This window comes from Paenibacillus sp. Marseille-Q7038 (genome assembly GCF_965111595.1).
The window spans coordinates 880,085-903,577 of the sequence record NZ_CBCOOM010000002.1; the positions used below are offsets into that span (position 1 = coordinate 880,085).

A 23,493-nucleotide genomic window follows, 5' to 3' on the forward strand; every position below is an offset into this window, starting at 1 on the left:
GTAGATCAGGGTGAATTGTAAGTCAGACGGAATAGAAAGGGCGGTGACGCTCATGATGAAGAAGCGTTCTGCTTTCATGCTGGTTATCATTGGCCTACTAGGCGGGTGTTTGCTGACACTAGCACTTGTAAACTTTCAATCTCTGAATAGTCAGGGCGGAGAAGGTTTACTTGCGAGTGTAACCGGAAGCAGTCAGAAGAATGATCTTTCGAAAATCGAAACAACGCTCGATTTAATTGAAGAAAACTACTATCAGGATATTGATCGTACCGAACTGATTGATGGTGCGATTAACGGAATGATGGAGGCGCTCGGTGATCCTTATTCCAGTTACATGGGACAGGAGACAGCAGCACAGTTTGAAGAATCGATTGAAGGATCCTTTACAGGAATTGGTGCTGAGGTTTCCTCTCAGGATGGAAATGTCATCGTAGTCTCACCGATTAAAGGGTCGCCGGCAGAAAAAGCAGGTATACGGTCCAAGGACGTCATTTTATCGGTGAATGGAGAATCTCTTCAGGGACTTGACCTGAATGAGGCCGTCAACAAAATTCGTGGTCCAAAGGGCAGCGAAGCTAAGGTCTCTGTTCAGCGGGCAGGCTCCACTGATCCACTCGAATTTACGATTGTAAGAGATGACATCGACCTGGAAACGGTATACGCAGAAATGCAGGAAGATGGGGTTGGTATTATTACGATTACCCAATTTTCGCTGAATACCGCAGAACGTTTTGAGGAAGAGCTAACCAAGCTCGAAGCCCAAAATATGAAAGGCCTTATCATTGACGTTAGGAACAACCCCGGTGGTGTATTATCTGTCGTCATTGATATTGCAGAACAATTTGTTCCTTCAGGCGAGCTTATCGTTCAGGTAGAAGATAAGAACGGCAAACGGGAGAAGAATGAGTCTAAGGGTTCTGCGAAACCTTACCCTGTAAGTCTACTTATGAATAAGGGTAGTGCGAGTGCTTCCGAGATTTTGGCGGGTGCTTTGCAGCAATCCGCAGGAGCAACGCTCCTTGGAGAGAACTCTTTTGGTAAAGGAACGGTTCAGACAAGTTTTGAACGCCAGCTTGGTGATGGTAGCTTAGTGAAGATCACGATAGCAAAATGGCTAACTCCGAATGGAGATTGGATTCACGAGAAAGGGATTGAGCCTGATCTTGCTGTCAGTCAGCCTGAATACTTCTCGGTAGCTCCGATTACCAAGGACAACTTACCACTTAAACTTGATTCGAACAGCACGGATGTGAAGAATGCACAAACGATGCTGGAGGGACTTGGATTTAAAACAGATCGTAAAGATGGATATTTCGATGCGAAGACACAAGCTGCGGTTAAGGCATTCCAGAATTCCAAAGGACTTACAGCCAGCGGCATCATAGATGAGAAGACGGCAGGAGCACTAGAAGCAGCGCTCATTGAGAAAATCAGTGATCCACAGTATGATACTCAGCTTAAAAAAGCCGTATCTGAAATGAAGAAGGAAATAACTTCAGCTGCGTCGAATTAATACAAGAAAAACAAGGGTGAACATTTGACGTTCAGAAAAGTTTTTCTTAACTGAAATCAGGAATGCAGATAGTTGAATAACTGTCTGATTTCAAGAAGAAGGCTGTTCAGCCTTCTTTTTTTATTGGATTTATTATTAAAGAATTTTATAATACCTTTAGTTAGAATTGCATAAAGAAGGAGCGTGAACCTATTTGAATGAAGTCATCTCATGGCTTTGGCTGATACTGGATGCAGTGATCGACCTGCTAAGCCAGCCATTTTATTATATTGCCATTGTAATTATCGCTCTGTGGTTTCGCAGGCAAGGAATGTTGGAACGGAAATTAATGCATGTGCGTCTTAACGCTTGGCCGCTATTGACGACTCGGACAGTAATTACCGGCGTAATGCTCGGACTTATCGTATCCATTCTATATGTATTCCTGGGAATTCAGCTTTCGATTCAAGGTGTAGTGCTGATCTGGGTAACTTCTTTTGTCCTCATGTTATTCCGTGTACGTTATTTGAATGCGGTGTATGCGATAAGTATTCTTGGGCTGATCCAGTGGATCTTAGGGTTCTTTGAGCAGTGGCAGCCGAGTGGCTTTATGGGGAGTATCATTCATGAGATTGAGCAACTCAGTATACCTTCCCTTCTTGTCCTGTGTGCGGTGCTTCATCTGCTGCATGCGATAGTCATTCGTTTACAGCGTGGACAAGCGGCATCTCCCGTTTACTTTGAGGGGAAACGAGGGAAATTGGTCGGTGGTTATCAGCTGCAGTACTTAACTCCAATTCCACTAATGATGCTTGTTCCTGCTAGTCTAGGTGCTGGAGCCAACCTTCCTTGGAATCCTGTATTCTTACAAGGATCAGGAGAGTATTTATTATTTGGTCTTCCGCTGCTTATCGGTTTTGGCGAGATAACGAAAAGTATGCTTCCAGAGGAGAAGGTTTCTCTAACCTCAAAGCGGATGCTTTTATATGGCGCTGCACTGCTTATTCTGGGACTGTTGTCGATGTGGTGGAGTCCAGCTACGATTGTTGCGGTACTATTCGCGTTTCTTGGACATGAAGCACTCAGTTGGATTAGTTCTTACGAAGAGGAGAATCGAAGCCCAATTTATGTTCATCCAAAGCAAGGCTTACAGATTCTAGCGGTTCTTCCGGGAAGCCCGGCAGACGAACTTGGATTTATGCCTGGTGAAGTCATCTATAAAGTGAATGGGCAGATGGTTCATTCAGAGGCAGATTTACATCGTTGTCTTCGGATGAATGCAGCTTTTTGCAAGCTAGAAATACGTAATCTTAACGGGGAAAGTAAATTCCTGCAGCGTGCTCTCTACGAGGGCGATCATCATCAGCTTGGCGCATTACTAGCTCCTGATCCAGATACGGGTTCAGCAATCAAGGAGCGTCCAGCGTCAATCTATCAGATATTTGGTATGAAGCTTCGTATAGAGTATAAGGTAGATCCGAACGAAGGATTTGCAGATGCTTTTCGGCAAGACAGTTAATCGCCATCATCATAAGATGATTTAATAAGTAAAAGACCTCCAAATCTACTTCATGCAGATTGGAGGTCTCTTTGTTTAAAATAACAGGTAACTCACGCAGACTGTCTTATTCTTGAAGCTGCCGTAGTACGGTAATTTCAACCCGGCGATTCTTTTGTCTGCCTTCTTTCGTGCTATTGTCCTCGGCAGGACGAGTATCGGCATAGCCTGCATACTGGAAATGATCCGACTCTAGACCTTCCTCATCCATAAAATAACGTAATACGGACAGGGCTCTTGCACCGGATAATTCCCAGTTATCTTTATAGGTGGAGCTATTAACAATAGGCATGTTATCCGTATGTCCTTCAATGGAAATATTCATGCCTAAATCTCTGAACAAGCTGGCTAACTGGTGTAGTACTGGAGAAGATCCATCCATCAGTCTAGCATTCCCGCTACGGAATAAAAAACGTTCACTCAGCGTAATCGATATGCCTTGTGGCTTGTCCTCTACAAAAATCAGTTCTGTCAGATCGTGATCTTCTATGTACCACTCAATCTGGCTGAGTAATTGTTGGAGTTCTTTTTCCTGAGCTCGGAAAGCTGCTTCATGAGCAGATTCTGTTTTCTCAGATTCAGGGGTTTCGTTTTTATTATCATCGGACTGCGATGCATCGCCGCCTGGATTCTGTTGTTCGGGAGAAGGTTTATCCCCTGTAATACCTTGATTGCCTTCCAACATATGATTTGAATTTTGGAATGTGGTTTGCAGCGAGCTGGTAATATCTTCGTATTTATTGGCATCGAGCCTGCTCATTGCATATAACATGATGAAGAAAATGAGTAAAAGAGTAATAAGATCAGCATAGGTAATCATCCAGCGGTCATGGGAAGCGCCAGAGTTACTTGCTCGCGCCTTTCTTGTTCGTGTGAGGCGTCTACGACTATTCCGCTGTCTCATGAGTTTTTTCCTTTCTGTTCATTTCCGGGATCTTATGTTTTAGAGCATAAGTTTCGAGTTTCTTACGAACAAGTAAGGCATTCTCCCCATTCTGAACAGATAGTACGCCTTCTAAGAGCATTTCTAAAGTAGAGGTCTCTTCTTCGCTTTTTGCTCTGATTTTTGAAGCAATGGGTAGAAAGATCAGATTGGCACTTGCGACGCCATATAAAGTAGCAATAAAAGCCACCGCAATGGATGGACCTAGCTCAGTAGGATCTGTCAGACTTCCAAGAACTTGAACCAATCCCATTACGGTTCCGATGATTCCCATCGTTGGAGCATAGGCGCCAGCAGATTCAAAAATTTTGGCATAATGATCATGCTTCTGTTCGATGGCATCAATTTCGAGCTCCATGATTTGCTCGACCACCGGTTGGTCCGTTCCGTCAACGACCATTTGGATTCCATTTTTCAAAAAGTCATTTGAGTGTTCCATTACTTTATGCTCAAGGGCGAGAACCCCTTCTCTTCGGGCAAGCATCGACATTTCTACAATGTCATCGATCCATTCGCTTGCTTCATTACTAGACTTGCGAAATGCCATACGCAAAGCTGCCGGTATCGTCCGAATACGATACATCGGGTAACTAATCAGAATAGCTGCTATTGTTCCGCCAAATACAATAAGTGCTGCTGTAAACTGAAATAATCCTGTAATCTGTCCACCTTCCCATAAAAATCCTCCGATAATGGCGACTGCTCCGGCAATTAGACCGATTAGGGTCGCGATATCCATGAATGTTTTCGCCTCCTTGACGTTACTTACATTTGCATCCATGATCTGAACCGAGTATAATAAACGGGAACAAATATTCCTATTCAAGAATATTTCCGATACAAATTTTCTCGGCAAATATCGACATAAATGTAAGATCTATTTTAGACGATGAGGGTGAGGTTGGGCAATGAGTGATATAGTCATGAGTAATAAGACGTTTCAACTCGAGTCGGAATTTCAGCCCCAGGGTGATCAGCCTGCAGCAATTAAAGAGCTGGTCGAAGGTGTGCGTGCAGGCAAGAGGCACCAGACTTTGCTTGGTGCTACGGGTACGGGTAAGACGTTTACGATTGCTCAGACCATAGCAAAACTGAACAGACCGACGCTTGTTATTGCACATAACAAGACGCTTGCAGCACAGCTGGCAAGTGAGTTTAAAGAGTTTTTCCCGAGTAACTCGGTGGATTACTTTGTAAGTTACTACGATTATTATCAACCAGAAGCATATATTCCTTCTTCCGATACTTATATCGAGAAGGATTCAAGTATAAATGAAGAAATTGATAAACTAAGACACTCGGCTACGAGCTCCTTGTTTGAACGACGGGATGTCATCATCGTAGCAAGTGTATCGTGTATATATGGTCTCGGTTCCCCGATGGAGTATTCGAATTTACTATTATCTCTTCGGGTAGGAATGGAGAAGCCGCGTAATGAGATTTTGGCTCGGCTTGTAGATATTCAGTACCAACGGAACGATCTGAATTTTGTTCGTGGTACTTTTCGTGTCCGCGGGGATGTAGTTGAGATTTTCCCTGCCTCCAAAGATCAGCATGCCATTCGTGTTGAATTGTTTGGAGATGAGATTGAACGGATTACAGAGATCGATGTGCTTACCGGTGAACTCATTGGTGAACGAGAGCATATCGCCATCTTCCCAGCATCTCACTTTGTTACGCATGAGGATACGATGAAGGTTGCGCTTGTCAATATTGAACGTGAGCTGGAAGAACGTCTTGCTGTGCTCAAAGAGCAAGGCAAACTTCTCGAAGCACAACGTCTTGAACAACGTACACGTTATGATATAGAGATGATGAAAGAGGTAGGTTTCTGTTCTGGGATTGAGAACTATTCAGGACCTTTAACTTTCCGGGAAAGAGGAGCGACACCTTATACGCTGCTCGATTATTTTCCAGATGATATGTTAATCGTTGTCGATGAGTCTCATGTAACACTTCCGCAGATTCGTGCTATGTATAATGGTGACCAAGCCAGAAAAACAGTCTTGGTAGAGCATGGGTTCCGGTTACCTTCTGCACTCGATAACAGGCCGCTCAAGTTTGAAGAATTCGAAGAGAAGGCAAAACAGATTATTTATGTATCTGCAACGCCAGGCCCTTATGAACTGGAGCATACCGAAGGTGAAATGGTTCAACAGATTATTCGTCCAACAGGACTCCTTGATCCGATTATTGAAGTTAGACCAACCAAAGGACAGATTGACGATCTCATTAATGAGATTCGTGACCGGGTTGAGAAGGATGAAAGGGTGCTTGTTACCACACTGACGAAGAAGATGTCAGAGGATCTCACCGATTACTTCAAAGAAGTAGGAATTAAGGTTAGATATATGCACTCCGATATCAAGACACTGGAACGGATGGCTATTCTCAGGGATTTGAGGCTAGGTACATTCCATGTACTGATTGGGATCAACTTGCTGAGAGAGGGTCTTGATTTACCTGAGGTTTCTCTTGTGGCCATCCTTGATGCAGACAAAGAAGGTTTCCTACGTTCGGAGCGTTCACTAATCCAGACGATCGGCCGAGCCGCACGTAACAGTGAGGGCCGGGTTATTATGTACGGTGACCGTATTACCGATTCGATGGATAAAGCGATCAAAGAAACAGAACGCCGGCGGGTTACACAGATTGCATATAATGAGAAGCATGGAGTCACACCTCAGACGATACGTAAAAAAATACGTGAAGTGATTGAAGCGACGAAAGTTGCTGAATCTAAGAATGATTACCTGGTTAGCGGCGCAGAGAAAATGTCGAAGCGCGAGCGTCAGTCTCTCATTCAGCGTTTAGAGGCAGAAATGAAAGATGCAGCTAAGAATCTGCAGTTTGAGCGAGCGGCAGAACTCCGTGATGCGTTACTCGAATTAAAGGCAGAATAATAATGTAGAGAACGGCCTTCTGGTCGTTCTCTTCTTCAAGAGTACATATAGAGTTTGATCTTTATGTACTCTTCTTTGTTTTCTAATAAGGAAATATATCGTTGAAAATAAAGCTCACAGGCTATACTTGTAGATATACTGTTTAAATAATATAGATGAGGTTCCAAGCTGAAGGACCAAGCCCGGAGGGCAATGGTCCGTTCGCTGGAGAAGCGAAGCTTCCAGCTAGAGTCCCTTCAAGGACCGAGCCCAGAGGGCAATGGTCCGCCGCTGGAGAAGCGAAGCCTCCAGCTTAAGTCCCTTCAAGGACCGAGCCCGGAGGGCAATGGTCCGCCGCTGGAGAAGCGAAGCTTCCAGCTAGAGTCCCTTCAAGGACCGAGCCCAGAGGGCAATGGTCCGTTCGCTGAAGGAGCGAAGCCTCCAGCAATCAGCGCCTGCAAGCATCCCTGACATATAACACTCCGATGGGAGTGTTATATGTCAGGAGGATGCGCCCCCATTTTACCAAAGTAGCACTATAACAACGCCAACCTGTCCCATACTGCCAGTTTGGGAGTCCAGAGGAAAGTCCTCTGGGGTCCTCCCTGTCAGGGAGGATTTAGGTGGGTGAAGTTTCCCTAAGGAGATGAGCATGTGGCAAGCGAGAATATTGTAATTAAAGGCGCTAGAGCGCATAACCTGAAAAATATAGATGTCACCATTCCACGTGACAAGTTTATAGTACTGACCGGACTTAGCGGTTCCGGTAAATCTTCCCTTGCTTTTGATACCATCTATGCGGAAGGACAGCGCCGATATGTTGAGTCGTTGTCTGCTTATGCTCGTCAATTTCTTGGGCAGATGGAAAAACCGGATTTAGACTCGATTGAAGGTTTATCCCCTGCGATCTCTATCGATCAGAAAACAACGAGTAGAAACCCTCGTTCTACGGTAGGTACGGTAACGGAAATTTACGACTATTTACGTCTCCTTTTTGCAAGGATTGGTCATCCGCATTGTCCAGATCACGGGGTTGAGATTACCTCTCAAACGGTGGAGCAAATGGTTGACCGGATTATGAATTATCCGGAGAAAACCAGACTTCAAATTTTGGCACCTGTTATTTCGGGCCGTAAAGGGGAACACAAGAATATTTTAGCGGACATCTCAAAACAAGGTTTTGTTCGTGTAAGAATTGATGGGGAGATGAGAGATCTCTCGGAAATGATTGAACTAGAGAAAAACAAAAAGCATACCATTGAAGTGGTTGTGGACCGAATTGTAGTAAAAGAAGATGTACAAGCCCGGCTTGCAGATTCGATAGAAACGGCTCTGAAAATTTCTGGCGGCCAATTGTTGGTCGATATTATTGGACAGGAGGAGCTTCGTTTTAGTTCGAATTTTGCCTGCCCGATTTGTGGTTTCAGTATGGAAGAGTTATCTCCGCGGATGTTCTCGTTTAACAGTCCGTTTGGTGCTTGCCCTGACTGTGATGGACTCGGTGTCAAAATGATTGTTGACCCAGAAATGCTCGTACCTGATCCAAGTAAAACCATTGAAAAAGGAGCGTTTGATGCCTGGGCAGGAGGAACATCCAATTATTATCCTCAGTTCTTACGCTCTGTATGTGAGCATTATAAGATCCCAATGGATATTCCAGTCAGTGATCTAACCGCTGATCAAATGAACAAGTTGCTGCATGGAACGAATGGAGAGAAGATTCGCTTCCGTTATGAGAATGACTTTGGTCAACGAAAAGAGGCTTATGTCGCTTTTGAAGGCATTATTCCAAACCTTGAACGTCGTTATCGGGATACAGCCTCCGAAGGGGTTCGGGAGTTTATAGAAGGATACATGAGTGCAAAGCCTTGCGGAACATGTAAAGGTCATCGGCTCAAGAAAGAAATTTTGGCAGTCACAATTAATGATCACAACATGGCTTACGTTACGGAACTCTCGATTGGAGAGGCAGTGAACTTTTTCAATTCATTAACGTTGTCTGAGAAAGAACAATCCATTGCTAAGTTGATTCTAAAAGAAATAAACAGCCGTCTTGGCTTCCTTGTCAATGTAGGCCTTGATTACCTGACGATGAGCCGTGCTGCAGGAACTTTATCTGGCGGAGAAGCGCAGCGGATTCGTCTTGCAACTCAGATCGGTTCAAGTCTCATGGGCGTACTATACATTCTTGATGAGCCGAGCATCGGTTTGCACCAAAGAGATAACGACCGACTCATTTCTACACTCGCTCATATGCGTGATCTTGGTAATACGCTCATCGTTGTAGAACATGATGAAGACACCATGATGGCAGCCGATCATATTATTGATATTGGTCCAGGTGCCGGGATTCATGGTGGACAAGTGATGTCACAAGGAACTCCGCAAGAAATTATGGAGGATCCTAACTCCCTGACAGGCAATTACTTGAGTGGACGCAAGTTCATTCCCGTTCCAGCAGAGAGACGCAAAGGCGATGATCGCTTCTTAGAGATTCGCGGTGCGAAGGAGAATAACCTGAAGAACATTAATGTGAAAATACCACTTGGTGTGTTTACGGCGGTTACAGGTGTATCTGGTTCGGGTAAGTCTACGCTTGTTAATGAAATTCTGTATAAGACACTAGCGCGCGATCTGAACCGGGCCAAGGTACGTCCAGGTCAACACAAAGAAATTCGTGGACTAGAACATATAGATAAAGTCATTGATATTGATCAGTCACCAATTGGACGCACACCGCGTTCGAACCCTGCAACGTATACCGGTGTATTTGATGATATCCGTGATCTGTTCTCTCAGACCAATGAAGCAAAACTTCGCGGATATAAAAAGGGCCGGTTTAGCTTTAACATTAAAGGGGGTCGCTGTGAGGCTTGCCGCGGGGACGGGATCATTAAGATTGAAATGCACTTCTTGCCAGATGTTTACGTCCCATGTGAAGTATGTAAAGGGAAACGATATAATCGTGAGACGCTTGAAGTGAAATATAAATCGAAGAACATCTCTGAAGTGCTTGAAATGACAGTGGAAGATGCAACAGAGTTTTTCCAAAACATTCCGAAAATTCATCGGAAGATGCAGACCCTCATGGATGTGGGTCTTGGTTATGTTAAGTTGGGTCAGCCAGCAACCACCTTGTCTGGAGGAGAGGCACAGCGCGTGAAGCTCGCTTCCGAACTTTATCGCCGTAGTACAGGAAAAACAATGTACATTTTGGATGAACCTACAACAGGGCTTCATGTCGATGACATTGATCGCTTGCTGAAAGTACTGCAACGTCTTGTGGATTCTGGAGAGTCGGTTCTCGTGATTGAGCATAATTTAGATGTTATTAAGACGGTTGACCATATTATTGATCTGGGCCCTGAGGGAGGAAGCGGTGGTGGAACACTGCTTGGTACAGGAACTCCGGAAGAGATCGTGAATATCAAAGAATCGTATACAGGAAAATACCTTAAACCCGTACTTGAACGAGATACAGAGCGAAGTAAAATGCTTGAACTTCATCACACGTAAATAACAGCAATGAGCAGGAAAGACATTCGTCTTTTCTGCTTCAGATTGTAGACAAAAGGCATTCGGAATGTATACATTCGGAATGCCTTTTGTCATTTCTACTTCTTTTCAAGAATAAATCAGACGGGTTTCTACCTGATTTACGCCGGGATTGGTCTGTTCCACGACCATCTCGCGATCTTCTTCAGATTCATGGCAGCAAACGTAAGCATCGCCTGCATGGACAATTTTTTCAGCCCTCGTAGGGTTGTCCATCGCATGCCATGCTTTTCTTTTGCATCTGCAAATACCCGTTCCACCGTTTCTTTTCGTTTCGCATAGATTTGTTTTACATGCTGGTGCTGTCTTAGATGCTCTACTTCTTCTAAGTGGTTTTGCCATACATGTCGCGTCACTACTTTTTGGTGGTTTTTGCTCTCTGTACACATGGACAAATAACGACACGATTTACAAATTTCTTTTGGAGATTTGTATTCTCGGTACCCTTCTTTATTGGTAGTCGAGTAAGGTAATACCACGTTAGCAGGACATAAATAGACGTCAAAATATTCATCATACATGTAGTCATTTTTTTGAAAACCTTCTTTTTGAGAACGTGGACGCGTATAAGGCAGCGCAGGAGTAACCCCTTGCTCTAATAAATACTTGCTAATCCAAGGTGTTTTGTAGGCCGCATCGGCTGCCACTGCTACAGGTTTTCCAATCTTTTCTTTTACCAATTCTACGAGGGGCACAAGCAAGTGACTGTCATGTTCATTTCCGGGAGTGACGATGTTACCGAGTACAAATCCGTTTCGGTCTACTGCTGCGTGAAACGAATAAGCAAATTGTTTGGTCCGTTCATCTTTGACATAGTAGCCGCTGTCAGGGTCCGTTGTGCTTTGTTTGATTTCCTTTTCTTCTTCTTTTTTGAAAGAGTCCGGCGGAAATGGCTTTTTATCGTGGTCGTCCCGGTCTTGGTTAATTTCCTCTTCCAGTTTGCGTTGGTACGCTCTTGTTTCTTTGCGTACAACCTTCTTTTCGAATTTTCGTTTGTTCGCGCTCGCTTTTACGTGTGTAGAATCGATGAAAACATGCTCCGCACTGAGTAAATGTTTCTCTGCTGCAGTCCGCAAAATACGGTAGAAAATCTGTTCGAATAGATCTGTATCTTTAAAACGACGTTCGTAGTTCTTTCCGAAAGTAGAGAAATGCGGAACTTTATCATAAAATCCATAGCCCAAAAACCAACGATACGCCATATTGGTCTGTACTTCTTCGATCGTTTTTCGCATGGAACGAATACCAAAGGTATATTGAATAAGAGGTAGTTTAATTAAGATGACCGGATCGATGCTAGGTCGTCCAATTTCCGAATAATGATCCTGAACCAAATCGTAGATGAAAGAAAAGTCGATCGCTGATTCGATTTTGCGAACCAAATGATCTTCTGGCACGAGTTGATCCAGGGCAACCATTTCAAGTTGGTCACGCTGAGTGGATGATTGTTTCGTTAGCATGATTGTCACCTCAAATAAAGTAGTTACTACTATTGTAAAATAAAAAAGACTGCAGGCAAACTATTTTAAGCTAGTTTGTCTACAGTCTGGAGCAGGAAAGACATTCGTCTTTTCTGCTTTTTTATGCAATTAGAAGACAGGGACTGAGTAGAGAAAATAGGAAATTGGATTATTTTGAATTTTTTGGATGAAAAGGCTTGCGTAACCTGGATTATGAAGATAACATATAAGAAGGTGTAAACGCTTGTACGGTGTACGATAATCGAACTAGAGGAGGTGCATTTATGCTGTTGGCAGAAGCTGCAGGTGCAACTACGAAATTTAATGGTTTTGATATTTTTGTCATCTTGTTTACTATCATTATATTTATCGGCTTGGTTCGTTTGGTAAAAGCACCTAAGAAAAACTTGTTCGCCATTGGATTTACGATCGTCAGTCTGCTTGTCTTTTTGATTACAGATTATGCCATGATTAAACATTGGCTTAGTTAACTAAATTAAGCCTTATTATTTCAAGAACACTTCCCGTTGAATTATAAGGAAGGTGTTTTTTATTCTCGAATTTAAAGTGGAATCCAGTAATCTAGTAGTTTCATAGAATGATAGATTTCTTTTTTACCATACATAGAGAACCTAGAGTAGAGAAATAAGTGAAGAAGTAGAGAGAGGAACAGGTGATAGATTTGAAACCCGTATACAGATCAGCTGGCATGGCTGCAGCAGCATGCCTATTGGCATCCACCTTTGTATTTACATCAGAAATAAACGCAGCGAGTGTATCATTTGGTGCGAAGCAAGAAGATGGACAGATTTATATTAATTCAAAAGAGGTCCTCGCCAAAATAGGCGGTACTGGCAAATACGATAGCAAGACGGGAAAATACATATATACAGCGAAAGATCAGGTCCCAGATGTCATTGATAACGTATCCCCTTCCGTTGTAGGAATTATAGGTCGTGCTGAAGACGGCGAAGAGACAGGGGGATCTGACCGTTATAACCTAGCTCATGGGACAGGCGTAATTATTAAATCGAGCGGATGGATTGTAACGAATGCTCACGTGATCGATGGGCTGACAGAAGCGGTAGTCGTTACGTCAGACGGGAAGTCTTATAAGATTGTCAAAAGCTACAGTGATCCTGTAAGCGACATTGCTCTGATTAAAATCAATGCTAAATCGTTAAAAGCAGCCAAATTCATAAGTTCTTCAGAGCAGACTCGTGTAGGAGAAACGGTTATTGCCATTGGAACTCCGGTATCTTTTTCGCTACGAAATTCGGCAACGGTTGGAGTCGTAAGCGGGTTAAACCGAGCAGTAAATGGTTCGTACCGGCTGATTCAAAGTGACACGGCGATTAATCCAGGAAACAGTGGCGGACCGCTCGTGAATCTAAAAGGTGAAGTGGTAGGCATCAATTCTATGAAATTTGCTGCTTTGGGGGTAGAGAATACAGGTTTCTCTATACCAACGGAAACCGTTAATTATGTAATTAAACATTATTTTAAATATGGAGAGGTTCGGCGTGCCAGCTTAGGAGTAGAACTCGAAGAAAGTTGGTCAGCTATTGTGGGCCTCCCAACAGAAGATCCGCTGACGATTACAAGTGTTCTCACCAAAGAAGCGAAGAAAGCAGGAATTAAAGAGGGGGATGAACTTTACAGTATTGCTGGTAAACGTGTTACTTCGGTTGTCGATATTAATGAACTGCTCAAAGGCTATCTGCCTGGGCAAAAAGTGAAACTGTTCATGCAATCGGGCGGAGACATTGTATCAAGGCAAGTCGTTCTAACTCAAGGTGAAACGGAAGTATATACCGAAGAAGAGGAATCTGATTTTTAACCGAAGAATGGAGAGAAGATAGATTGAATAATTTAAGATCGGCACAGATCGTGACTACCTTTTTACTTACAGGGATGCTTGCTTTTGGCGGAGCAATTCCGATGCTGGCTGAAGCTAATCATACGGATGAGCTTAGAGTAAAAGTAGGTAGCACCGTTGCGGCTATAAATGGAGAGAAGCAGAGTATTAACAAACCTTATATTCAAAAGGGAACGATGATGGTGCCCCTGGGCGTTTTTAAAAAGTCGTTCAACAGTCAAATTAAACTGAGCGGTGATGATGTCGTTAAGATTATGGATGGTCCCCATACTGTAGCATTAACCATTGGGAGTTCTACAGCTTGGATCGATGGTAAGAAGGTAGAGATGAGTGCTGCACCGGAAATGAAACAAGGGGTACTAATGGTGCCGCTGCGTCCTGTTGCACAAGGCCTTGGAGCGAGTATCCAGAAGAATTCAAACGGTGAACTTATTGTTCGCCTCAAAGGTAATGATAATGAAGGCGCCGATCAGGAGCAATCGGGCGATGGGATTGACGCTGATGTAGGTAAAACGAAAATAGGCAACAGTTATTATGGATGGTCTATGAATTACCCAACTGGACTTGTTGTCGGCAGTTCTTATGGGGAAAGTGAAGATTATATCAACTTTATGGATGCCGAAGGTGCCTATTATCTTGAAATTCTTGTGAATGCAGAAGAAGTGAAACTTGATGCAGACGATATGCTGCAGCAGCTGGTTCAGGAAGCCAAAAGCATGGGCGAGACGGTAATGGACCGTGAAGCTTACCCGAACGCTCTTACTCCTTATGCCCGCATCGTTACAAAGGATACAGAAGGTGTATTCTGGGAAGTCAGACAATACTATAATAATGGGCGTCTATATGAGCTCTATTTTTCTGATAACGAAGCAAGCAACTATAAAGATCTCCAAAAATATGCACCTTTGCTTAACTCATTTAAAACATCATTTAACACGTCAGATCGTTCAGTAAAAGATTTATCGACGGTAGAAGACGGGATGACAACAGCTTATAACCAGGATTATGGTATTGAGTTAACAGTGCCTGCTGAGTGGAGTAAAGATAATCAAAGCATGGAGTATGAGAGCAAAAAAGGAACCCATCTTTCTTTGCAAGTCACTTCTGCACCGCAAGGGGCTTCGGTCAAAGATTGGAGCGATCAGCTGGCGAAGTGGATGAAAGATGTGTTTATTACTGATGCATACCGTGAGATTGATTCCTATACAGCGAAAGTGGCAGGGAAAGATGCGAAAATTAACAAGTTTGAGTACAACTTCGGAGATGGCTGGACGACAGAATATAACGTGCTGATTCAGGAAAACGGGTATCGATATTATTTAGAATACGCAGTTCCGAAAAAAGCAGAAGAAGAGATGGAACGGTTTGATTCAATTTTGAAGTCACTTGAGATTGATTTTGAAACCGTCACTGAGAATTTTGGACGATTGGGTGAAGATCCTTATTTAATTGATAAATCTAAGTCGGTAACACGCTCTTCCAAAAAATACGGATACTCACTGGATATTCCACGTTTCTGGATACCACTTCAAGATCAGTACGAGAAATCTAAAATATCTTATCAATTCACGGGCGGATATTTTTCTATTCAGACAAATGAAGAGATCTCAGTGGAATTGGCTGTAAGTCAGATGAAGGAATCCTATGCAGAGGCAGGAAAAAGTAGGAAGGATTTTCGCTTAGTGGGAACGGAAAGCATTAGCTTTGCAGGACAACCCGCCACTTCCTTTACCTATCATGAGATAGAGAATGGAGTTCCGCATCAAGGGAAACAAATTCTGTTTGAACATAAAGGAGTCACGTATACCATTACAAGCGTTATTAATGATGCCAATCGTACAGAGGTGCAAAAGAGTGCGCTGGATCATGCGCTGGAATCATTCTCTTTTAACGAATAAAGATCTGTGAGTTCGTAAGCGTGAGCAGTAGGCGGAGAAATCTGCTTACTGCTTTTTTATGCGCACCATGTAAGACTTTAAAAGTTATTTTATTTAACGGTTTTTTCAGGAAGTGGTAGAGGAAAGAGAGTGGATTTGATACACTATTATAGTTGTTTCATAGATTGGCTACACTAATCGTATGAAGTAAGGACGAATACAAGGTTTCGGTTTTATATTGCAACCCGTGAGACAAGCGGGTTTAGGAGGATATATGGATATTAAAGCATTAAGAAGAGAAGATGTGGAGCTGCTTGCTCCTGCCGGTGATTGGGATTGTATGCGTTCGGCTGTTGCGAATGGCGCGGATGCTATATTTTTTGGTGTCGAGAAATTTAATGCCCGGGCAAGAGCGAATAACTTCCGTATGGATGAGCTGCCTGAAATTATGGCGTATTTGCACAGCTACGGCGTAAAAGGATTTTTGACATTTAATATATTGGTATTTGAGAATGAACTTCGTGATGCGAAGGAACTAGTGGACGCTTGTGTAGATGCAGGGGTAGATGCGGTTATCGTTCAGGATCTTGGCCTTGTAAAATTGATTCGCGAGATTTCTCCGGATTTCCCGATTCACGGGTCAACACAGATGACAATTACTTCGCCAGAAGCGGTAGAATTCACGAAACCTTTTGATATAGAACGTGTCGTACTTGGACGGGAAAACAACTTAAAGCAAATTCAGAAAATTGGGGAACAAGCGCGTTTGCCGATGGAAGTATTCGTACATGGTGCGCTCTGTGTCTCCTACTCAGGTCAATGTTTGACTTCTGAAATGTGGGGCGGACGTTCCGCAAACCGTGGAGAATGTGCGCAGGCTTGCCGTCTTCCTTATGATCTGATGGTGGATGGAGAGCAAAAACCGATGGGGGACGTAGCTTATCTGCTATCTCCTAAAGACCTTGCTGCAATTGATATTATGCCTGAGCTGATTGAAGCAGGGGTGACTTCGTTTAAAATCGAAGGACGTCTCAAAACGCCTGAGTATGTGGCGAACGTAGTCAGCAAATACCGTAAAGCCATTGATGGATATTTTGATGGAATTCAAAATCCAGTAAGCAAGGAAGAAATTCGTGAACTTCAGCAAAGTTTCTCCCGTGGATTTACACATGGTTTCTTGGAAGGAACGAACAATAAACAGTTGGTGGACGGTACCTTCCCGAAAAGCCGTGGTGTATATCTCGGACGAGTAGAGAAGATTTTGCGTGACGGGGTTGTATGTAAGATTGAAGCTCCGCTGAAACGCGGAGATGGAATTGTATTTGATGCAGGAGATCCAACACAGCGTGAAGAGGGCGGTCGTGTATATGACATCCGTAGACAAGGTGTTAAGCTCGAAGGCGAAGCTGGCGAAGGATGGATTATTGATATCGTACCTGGCCGCAATGATGTAGATTTGCGTCGTTTGCATGAAGGTGATCGGATCTGGAAAACCAACGATCCAGCACTCGACAAGCGTCTGCGTCAAAGCTATGAGACGGAAAAACCTTACCGGGTCTTCCCTGTTCATGTCAGTGTTGTTGGTCGCCCAGGTGGTCTACTTGAAACGACTTGGACCGATGTACAAAAAGGAACGACAGTTCATGTGAATTCCGAACTGGAACTAGAGATTGCTAAGAAACGTCCGTTGAACCCAGAGCTGCTCGAAGAGCAATTCGGACGTCTTGGTGGTACCGTGTACCAACTGGAGAAACTGGATGTTCAGCTTCACGGGGACGTTATCGTTCCAATGCGTGAGCTGAACAGTATTCGCCGCCGTGCGGTGGATATGCTCGTTGGCGAACGTCCAAAACCTCCTGTCTACGTGAAACGGGAAGTGGAAGTATATAGCGATGCGGCTACGCCTGCTGCACCTGTAAAACGTGGCGAGGCTGAACTTACCGCACTCTGCCGCAGTCTTCCACAAGTGGAAGCAGCGATTGAAGCAGGAGTTGGTATGATTTATGCCGATTTCGAGTTCATCAAGCAATTTCCTGCAGCAGTTGAAATGGTTCGTGCAGCAGGCAAAAAAATCGCACTCGCTACACCGCGTATTCATATGCCAGGCGAGAACGGGTATCATAACAATATCCTGCGTCTGAAGCCTGATGCGGTGCTAGTTCGTAACACAGGTGCGTTATACTTCTACCTCCGTCATCGGATGGAAAATCCAGATGCAGAGCATCCGGAACTGATTGGTGATTTCTCTTTGAACATTGCCAACCACAAAGCAGTTGAGCTATTCGTAGATTCAGGATGCGCTTATGTTACACCATCTTATGACCTGAACATTCAGCAAATGGTCGATCTGCTTGGACGTTCGCAGACAGATAAATTGGAAGTCGTTATTCATCAGCATTTGCCAATGTTCCACACGGAACATTGCGTATATTGCACATTCCTTAGTGAAGGAACAGACTATACAAACTGTGGTCGGCCTTGTGAAGATCACAGCGTGTCATTACAAGACCGTATTGGTATGTCCCATCCGGTACGTGTTGATGAAGGCTGCCGTAACACAGTTTATAATGCAATTGAACAGTCGGGTGCTGAATACCTGACTAACTTCATGGACCTGGGCGTATCCCGCTACCGTGTTGAGTTCCTGGAAGAAACTCCAGAGCAAGTACGCGAAGTAATCGATCTGTACAACCGTGCCCTGCGCGGAGAGATCAGTGGTACACAAGTATGGAAGACTCTTAAAGCAACGAATCAGCTGGGTGTAACACGCGGTCAGTTGGTGAAATAAACAAATAAATTATTACTAATAAACAGAGGAGAGCTATCCTTATGTAAGTAAGGAGAAGTCTCCATCTGCTACAGGAAATCTAAAAAAGGACGATCTATAGTCATTTACTGACTATAGATCGTCCTTTTTTGATGATATAAGGATCAAAGTATCTTTCCTTAGAAAGTTACATTAGCTAACTGATCCACTTGTTGTTTTGCTTCTGGCTGAACAGTAAGGAGTTGATTCATCGTCTCTTCATCTGTTTGGCCAGATTTTTTTAAGGAGGCGAGGTACCATCTAGCGATTTCTTGATTTGTAAGATCATTCATATCTTCCTTAAGACCTTGCTTCAGTGTAACCGCAGCTTGTTCAGGCTGATTCTGTATAAATTCAATTTTACCAGCACTTAGGGCAATGGAAGGTGTGATCTCAAATGCTCGACCCTGCAACTGTCCTTCAGGCAATGTTTTTAAGTGTTCAATTCCTTGTTGTACATGTTCATATGCAGTTAGTCCTGCCTTGAAATACTGTTCTTTTTTCTCATTGTCTTGATTCCCGAGTGCCTGATAGCCCAAATCGTGAGCTTGACTAATCAGGGTTTCATACCAGGTGATGTCCCAGTTAAAGTTTTTAGCCCGCTCGTTTTGAATGGCAAAAGCCTTCTCATTCTCTCCTTTAGCCTGGTAGAGGGAGATCTGTTGCTTCAGTATATTTTTGTTATAAGGTTCTGCAGCAAGACCTCGTTCTAACCAAGCCATGCCTTCGTTATAAAATTGTTCGTCTTGAGTTTGAGTATAGACTTGCTGGTAAATTTCAGCCATAAGTTGTAACGAATCAGAATGTGTTGTACGTATAGATAAATCTTTATCCAAAGCTGCTTTAATTTCTTCAAAAGATTGGCTGCTCTGTGCAACTTGTTTTGCTTCTAATGCAGCATAGCTAGACTGCAAGTAACGTACCGAGGTAAACATCACGATGATAGATAAGACTCCTACAACACCAAGGTACACATACCGCGAGCCAGTACCCGCAAAATGAAATTTCTTTACTTGCTTGTTATCCATAACCGCAGCCATTCCGCCTAAACCTAGGAATACGAGAATACCCATGAAAACATAACTCATATTAAAATCCAGCATGCTGTGCGTAAGAATGGAGAAGGTAATAATGAAATAAAGAAAATGTGATTCTCTATTCTCTTCCGAGGACCAGATATATCCTTTGACATACTTATAAATAATAAAAATCATAAAACTCATAAAAATGAGGAAACCAACAATACCGACTTCTACAAGATATTGCATAAAAAAGTTATGAGCTTGACGGCTCGTATACGGGTTGTTCTGATACGTTTCATATAACGAAGCCCAAGCTCCCCCGCCCGCACCAATGATCGGATAATCACCGAGTAGTTTCATTGCGTCTTTATAAAAAGTAAAGCGTTCAAGCACACTATGCTGGTTAAAGTTAATGTTCTCAAGTCTAATTTGAATACTTTGCGGCAAAACACTTTTTAGTCCAGTTCCTAGAAGTAAACCTCCAACAACTCCTGCAATTACAGAAGAACCTACCGGAATCCATAAATTTGAATATTTTCGATTTGTCCATTGTTGCACACCATTTATCAGGCGAGGTGCCAGATACTTTTGGATGACCCATGCAAGGACCGCTGTAATAATAGATGCAACTAAAAGGCGCATCCAACCGTCTAAAGCAACGGAGGTAGAATATTCTTCGTGTAGCTTCAGACCCGCTGTCGTAATTGGATTAAGTACGGCAACCGTAGCTCCTCCAGCTATAAGGCAATATATAATCCACAAAATTTGTTTTGCTGGTTTTAAGAAGAGCAAAAGTACTACAAAAACAACTGGCAACAAGACAAGGCCTGTTCTCGATAAAGTAAGTAGTAACGAGATAATAATAGGCACAAGCATGAAGCCGTGAGTTAACTGGCCAATCCATTTCTTTGATTTCACCAAACTAAAGATGGATGCAAATAGCAGAGCCATCAGAAAAGCTGCATATGTATTCGCGTATTGAAATACCGATGTAAGCCGCGGTCCGTTGGAATCGACCATAACGGCATCTACATATATTCCATTCTGGACAGCACCCGTAAACCATCCGACTAAATTTGCAGCTAAATGCGATGCACCCAGCCAGTTCATTAGACCAAATCCGACAATAACATACGAAATCCCCAAAATTGCCAAATGTATGATATGATTAATTTGTTTCTTTTGGAGAATAACCACTGCAATGGCAAAAATCACCGTATAGATGCACTGGATTAGTATCATATTCATTGCTAGATATTCGGATGCTGCTGAGATAAGAGAAAGTACATAAGTCAGAGGTAGTAGTAAAACAGCTACAAGAAGCCAATCTCTCTGCGTTTCTAGCTTAATCACTTTGTAATAGTTCGCGATCCATAGGAACATGAGCAGGGTGGAGATAAGGACAGCCCAATAGAGTGGCGTTTCAAAATTCAACATCTGACCGTTAAACAAAGCAATCTGGAACGGTGCCCAGATCAGGAACAAGACAAGGCCTCCAACAAGGAGCCATTCAAGCATAGATCTTTGATTCTTCGGCTTACTACTGTTAGATGATTTGGTAGCATTACCGTATACAGGATTTGACAAGGTAGAATTCTCCTTTTCTAGTAGATACGACATTATTTTAGCATAAATTAAGTAATAGGAGATAGTTATAGAAAATAGCACTATGTTGAAGAGTCTTAGGAGGATATGAATGTTAATGGAAAATATCGATAAATTTATAAAGAGTTTCAGGAATAATCGTAGATTAGTAGTTAAATTAGCTTTAAAAGATTTGAGAGATAAATATCTGGGTTCTTACCTCGGTGTAATATGGGCTTTTATTCAGCCAGCAGTTACTATACTCATATTCTGGTTTTTATTTCAAATTGGATTTCGAGCTGTACCTATCGAAGAATACCCATACATCCTTTGGTTAATGTCTGGAATGTTGCCGTGGTTCTTTTTTTCTGAAGCACTTATGAATGCAACTAATTCTATAACAAGTAATGTTTACTTGATTAAGAATGTTCAGTTTAAAGTAAGCTTACTTCCTTTAGTGAAGATAATATCTCCATTAATAATTCATGTAACTTTAATGGTCATTCTCATGGTAATGTTCTCTATGTATGGATATCAACCAAACATTTATAATCTTCAAATTATATATTATATGTTTGCGATGATTATTTTTTTATTGAGTTTATCTTGGATAACATCAGCATTAGTGATCTTTCTGAAAGATGTAGGGCAAATAATATCAATGATTCTTCAGTTTGGATTTTGGATCACACCTATATTCTGGTCTTTAGATATGATACCAGATAAGTATGCATTCATAATGAAATTGAATCCTATGTTTTATCTTGTAGAAGGGTACAGACATAGTTTGATTTTTAGAAGTTGGTTTTGGCAATACCCGAGTATGACAAGTTATTTTTGGTTTGTAACTCTATGTTTGTTTATTTTTGGAGCATTAATATTCAAAAGATTAAAACCTCATTTTGCTGATGTTTTATAAGGAGACTGAAAATGGGTGACATGATAATAATTACTGATATTTCTAAAGTATAGATTATATAAAAAGAACACAGATAGATTAAAGGAAGCTGTTAGTATTATCAGAAAAAAATATCACGAAGACTTTTATGCTCTTAAAGGTATTGACTTTACTGTGAAAAAAGGGGAGACATTAGGGATCTTAGGGAAGAATGGGTCTGGGAAATCCACTCTTTTAAAGATCATAACTGGGGTTCTAACCCCTTCTTCTGGCGAAGTTGTAATACGTGGAAAAGTGGTCGCATTACTTGAATTAGGTGCAGGTTTTAATCCTGAATATACAGGAATAGAAAATATAAAATTAAATGGTTTATTAATGGGGCGTACCTCTGAAGAAATGGAAGAAAGGATGCAGGACATACTTGAATTTGCGGATATTGGTGATTTCATTTTCCAACCAGTGAAGAATTATTCAAGTGGAATGTTTGCTAGGCTGGCTTTCGCAGTAGCTATTAACGTTGAGCCAGAGATATTAATTATTGATGAGGCGCTTTCTGTAGGGGATGTATTTTTCCAACAGAAATGTTTTGAAAGAATAAAAAAGATGAAATCTGAAGGGGTCACTATATTGTTTGTTAGTCATGATGTGACTAGTATTAGCACCTTGTGTGACCGCCGTTTTTGCTTAACGAAGGGGAGATTTTCTCAGAAGGAGAGCCTCGAATTATTATTAATGATTATGTTAGGTTGTACAGTGAGGGAAATGAAAACTTTATAAAGGTGAAAAAAGATAATAACGAAGATATTACCAGTAACAGTGATAATCCTGAAGAATATAGATACGGTGATTTGTCAGCAGAAATAATTGAAGTGCTTTGCATTGATGAAATGAATAAAGAAAGTAATTGGATAGTTTATACATTAGATGATTTTAAAATAAGAATAAAAATTTTATTCTATGAGGATTGTAAAAATCCAGTATTAGGGTTTTATATTAAGAACAAAAAGGGTTTAGAAATGTATAGTGGTAATACGCACTATATGAATAAAAACATAGGTTCTGCTTCAAAAGGGCAGATAGTAGAGGTACATTTACGCAAAAAATGGTTCTTGCTCCAGATGAATATGTATTATCTTTTGGTTTGTCAGATTATCATGAGGGAGTAAGTCGCCCTTTAGATCGAAGATATGATTTATATAAACTAATTGTTAAATCTGAGAGAACAATAATTGGAATGTTTGATTTGAACTCTGAAATAGAAATAGTAAAAGTAAAAGGTGAAAAGTGATGAAAAAAATAGCCCAAGTAGGAACTTTTAATATTGATAATTTAGGTGATTTATTATTTCCGATTGTTTTAAATGAGATATTGAACGAAGTGAGTGATCTAAATAATGAGGAAATCTCTCTTACTTGTTTCAGTCCTAATCATTCTAAAGAGGCCATTTTTTACGAAGACCAACTGAGCGTAACTGACCTCGCGAAATTCAGTGGAAAGGAATATGACTCTGTTTTTATAGGGGGGACTTAATACGTTC

The 23,493-nt window shown here is 42.1% G+C and carries 16 protein-coding genes; 12 read left to right on the forward strand and 4 right to left on the reverse strand.

Features of this window, described 5'->3' with window-relative positions; all coding sequences use genetic code 11:
- Window positions 1-52 precede the first annotated feature (52 nt).
- Window positions 53-1,513, forward strand: a complete 1,461-nt coding sequence (locus ACWPWY_RS21195) for a S41 family peptidase (RefSeq protein ID WP_454193565.1) — start codon at window positions 53-55, stop codon at window positions 1,511-1,513.
- A gap of 193 nt (window positions 1,514-1,706) precedes the next feature.
- Window positions 1,707-3,011 carry a PDZ domain-containing protein gene (locus tag ACWPWY_RS21200; RefSeq protein ID WP_454193566.1) on the forward strand — a complete coding sequence of 435 codons (1,305 nt, stop codon included), beginning with the start codon at window positions 1,707-1,709 and terminating at the stop codon, window positions 3,009-3,011.
- A 106-nt stretch (window positions 3,012-3,117) separates the two neighbouring features.
- Here ACWPWY_RS21200 and ACWPWY_RS21205 read toward each other — a convergent pair whose 3' ends face one another.
- Both ACWPWY_RS21205 and ACWPWY_RS21210 read right to left on the reverse strand, forming a co-directional pair.
- Window positions 3,118-3,954 (reverse strand): flagellar motor protein MotB, encoded by an 837-nt coding sequence (locus tag ACWPWY_RS21205; RefSeq protein WP_454193567.1) that lies wholly within the window; start codon window positions 3,952-3,954, stop codon window positions 3,118-3,120.
- Window positions 3,938-4,732, reverse strand: coding sequence for a flagellar motor protein (locus tag ACWPWY_RS21210; RefSeq protein ID WP_454193568.1), 795 nt, complete (start codon window positions 4,730-4,732; stop codon window positions 3,938-3,940). The genes ACWPWY_RS21205 and ACWPWY_RS21210 overlap by 17 nt, the downstream gene beginning before the upstream one ends.
- Before the next feature lie 169 nt (window positions 4,733-4,901).
- On the opposite strand from ACWPWY_RS21210, the gene uvrB reads away from it, so the two are divergent.
- Both uvrB and uvrA read left to right on the forward strand, forming a co-directional pair.
- Window positions 4,902-6,896: an excinuclease ABC subunit UvrB gene (gene uvrB, locus ACWPWY_RS21215; RefSeq protein ID WP_454193569.1), complete on the forward strand. Its 1,995-nt coding sequence runs from the start codon at window positions 4,902-4,904 to the stop codon at window positions 6,894-6,896.
- 633 nt (window positions 6,897-7,529) lie between these two features.
- Entirely contained in the window at window positions 7,530-10,391 is a 2,862-nt protein-coding gene (gene uvrA, locus ACWPWY_RS21220) for an excinuclease ABC subunit UvrA (protein WP_454193570.1), read from the forward strand.
- Window positions 10,392-10,531: 140 nt separating this feature from the next.
- On the opposite strand, the gene ACWPWY_RS21225 is transcribed toward uvrA, so the two are convergent.
- Entirely contained in the window at window positions 10,532-11,890 is a 1,359-nt protein-coding gene (locus tag ACWPWY_RS21225; RefSeq protein WP_454190226.1) for an IS1182 family transposase, read from the reverse strand.
- A 284-nt stretch (window positions 11,891-12,174) separates the two neighbouring features.
- Here ACWPWY_RS21225 and ACWPWY_RS21230 point away from each other — a divergent pair, with 284 nt between their 5' ends.
- From ACWPWY_RS21230 to ACWPWY_RS21245, 4 genes are all read left to right on the forward strand, one after another.
- The gene (locus ACWPWY_RS21230; protein WP_332084324.1) at window positions 12,175-12,381 is read left to right on the forward strand and encodes a hypothetical protein; all 207 of its coding nucleotides are present in this window, start codon (window positions 12,175-12,177) and stop codon (window positions 12,379-12,381) included.
- A gap of 218 nt (window positions 12,382-12,599) precedes the next feature.
- Window positions 12,600-13,730 (forward strand): S1C family serine protease, encoded by a 1,131-nt coding sequence (locus ACWPWY_RS21235; protein WP_454193913.1) that lies wholly within the window; start codon window positions 12,600-12,602, stop codon window positions 13,728-13,730.
- Between the two features lie 23 nt (window positions 13,731-13,753).
- The gene (locus ACWPWY_RS21240; RefSeq protein WP_454193571.1) at window positions 13,754-15,667 is read left to right on the forward strand and encodes a stalk domain-containing protein; all 1,914 of its coding nucleotides are present in this window, start codon (window positions 13,754-13,756) and stop codon (window positions 15,665-15,667) included.
- A 253-nt stretch (window positions 15,668-15,920) separates the two neighbouring features.
- Window positions 15,921-18,434: a DUF3656 domain-containing U32 family peptidase gene (locus ACWPWY_RS21245; protein ID WP_454193572.1), complete on the forward strand. Its 2,514-nt coding sequence runs from the start codon at window positions 15,921-15,923 to the stop codon at window positions 18,432-18,434.
- Window positions 18,435-18,592: 158 nt separating this feature from the next.
- On the opposite strand, the gene ACWPWY_RS21250 is transcribed toward ACWPWY_RS21245, so the two are convergent.
- On the reverse strand, window positions 18,593-21,061 hold the full coding sequence (locus ACWPWY_RS21250) for an O-antigen ligase family protein (RefSeq protein WP_454193573.1): 2,469 nt from the start codon (window positions 21,059-21,061) through the stop codon (window positions 18,593-18,595).
- Window positions 21,062-21,176: 115 nt separating this feature from the next.
- Here ACWPWY_RS21250 and ACWPWY_RS21255 point away from each other — a divergent pair, with 115 nt between their 5' ends.
- The 4 genes from ACWPWY_RS21255 (at window position 21,177) to ACWPWY_RS21270 (ending at window position 23,486) form a co-directional block, all read left to right on the forward strand.
- The gene (locus tag ACWPWY_RS21255) at window positions 21,177-21,977 is read left to right on the forward strand and encodes an ABC transporter permease (protein ID WP_454193574.1); all 801 of its coding nucleotides are present in this window, start codon (window positions 21,177-21,179) and stop codon (window positions 21,975-21,977) included.
- 153 nt (window positions 21,978-22,130) lie between these two features.
- The gene (locus ACWPWY_RS21260) at window positions 22,131-22,733 is read left to right on the forward strand and encodes an ABC transporter ATP-binding protein (RefSeq protein ID WP_454193575.1); all 603 of its coding nucleotides are present in this window, start codon (window positions 22,131-22,133) and stop codon (window positions 22,731-22,733) included.
- A gap of 2 nt (window positions 22,734-22,735) precedes the next feature.
- A complete protein-coding gene (locus ACWPWY_RS21265) occupies window positions 22,736-23,122 on the forward strand; it encodes a Wzt carbohydrate-binding domain-containing protein (protein WP_454193576.1) in 387 nt (128 codons plus the stop codon).
- Between the two features lie 121 nt (window positions 23,123-23,243).
- Window positions 23,244-23,486, forward strand: coding sequence for a hypothetical protein (locus tag ACWPWY_RS21270; RefSeq protein WP_454193577.1), 243 nt, complete (start codon window positions 23,244-23,246; stop codon window positions 23,484-23,486).
- Window positions 23,487-23,493 lie beyond the last annotated feature (7 nt).

What these genes read in the sequence shown, in the direction of transcription:
- ACWPWY_RS21195 (WP_454193565.1), top strand. Translation starts at nt 53, where the DNA reads ATGATGAAGAAGCGTTCTGCTTTCATGCTGGTTATCATTGGCCTACTA.
- ACWPWY_RS21205 (WP_454193567.1), bottom strand. Translation starts at nt 3,954, where the DNA reads ATGAGACAGCGGAATAGTCGTAGACGCCTCACACGAACAAGAAAGGCG.
- ACWPWY_RS21210 (WP_454193568.1), bottom strand. Translation starts at nt 4,732, where the DNA reads ATGGATATCGCGACCCTAATCGGTCTAATTGCCGGAGCAGTCGCCATT.
- uvrB (WP_454193569.1), top strand. Translation starts at nt 4,902, where the DNA reads ATGAGTGATATAGTCATGAGTAATAAGACGTTTCAACTCGAGTCGGAA.
- ACWPWY_RS21225 (WP_454190226.1), bottom strand. Translation starts at nt 11,890, where the DNA reads ATGCTAACGAAACAATCATCCACTCAGCGTGACCAACTTGAAATGGTT.
- ACWPWY_RS21230 (WP_332084324.1), top strand. Translation starts at nt 12,175, where the DNA reads ATGCTGTTGGCAGAAGCTGCAGGTGCAACTACGAAATTTAATGGTTTT.
- ACWPWY_RS21235 (WP_454193913.1), top strand. Translation starts at nt 12,600, where the DNA reads ATGGCTGCAGCAGCATGCCTATTGGCATCCACCTTTGTATTTACATCA.
- ACWPWY_RS21245 (WP_454193572.1), top strand. Translation starts at nt 15,921, where the DNA reads ATGGATATTAAAGCATTAAGAAGAGAAGATGTGGAGCTGCTTGCTCCT.
- ACWPWY_RS21255 (WP_454193574.1), top strand. Translation starts at nt 21,177, where the DNA reads ATGGAAAATATCGATAAATTTATAAAGAGTTTCAGGAATAATCGTAGA.
- ACWPWY_RS21270 (WP_454193577.1), top strand. Translation starts at nt 23,244, where the DNA reads ATGAAAAAAATAGCCCAAGTAGGAACTTTTAATATTGATAATTTAGGT.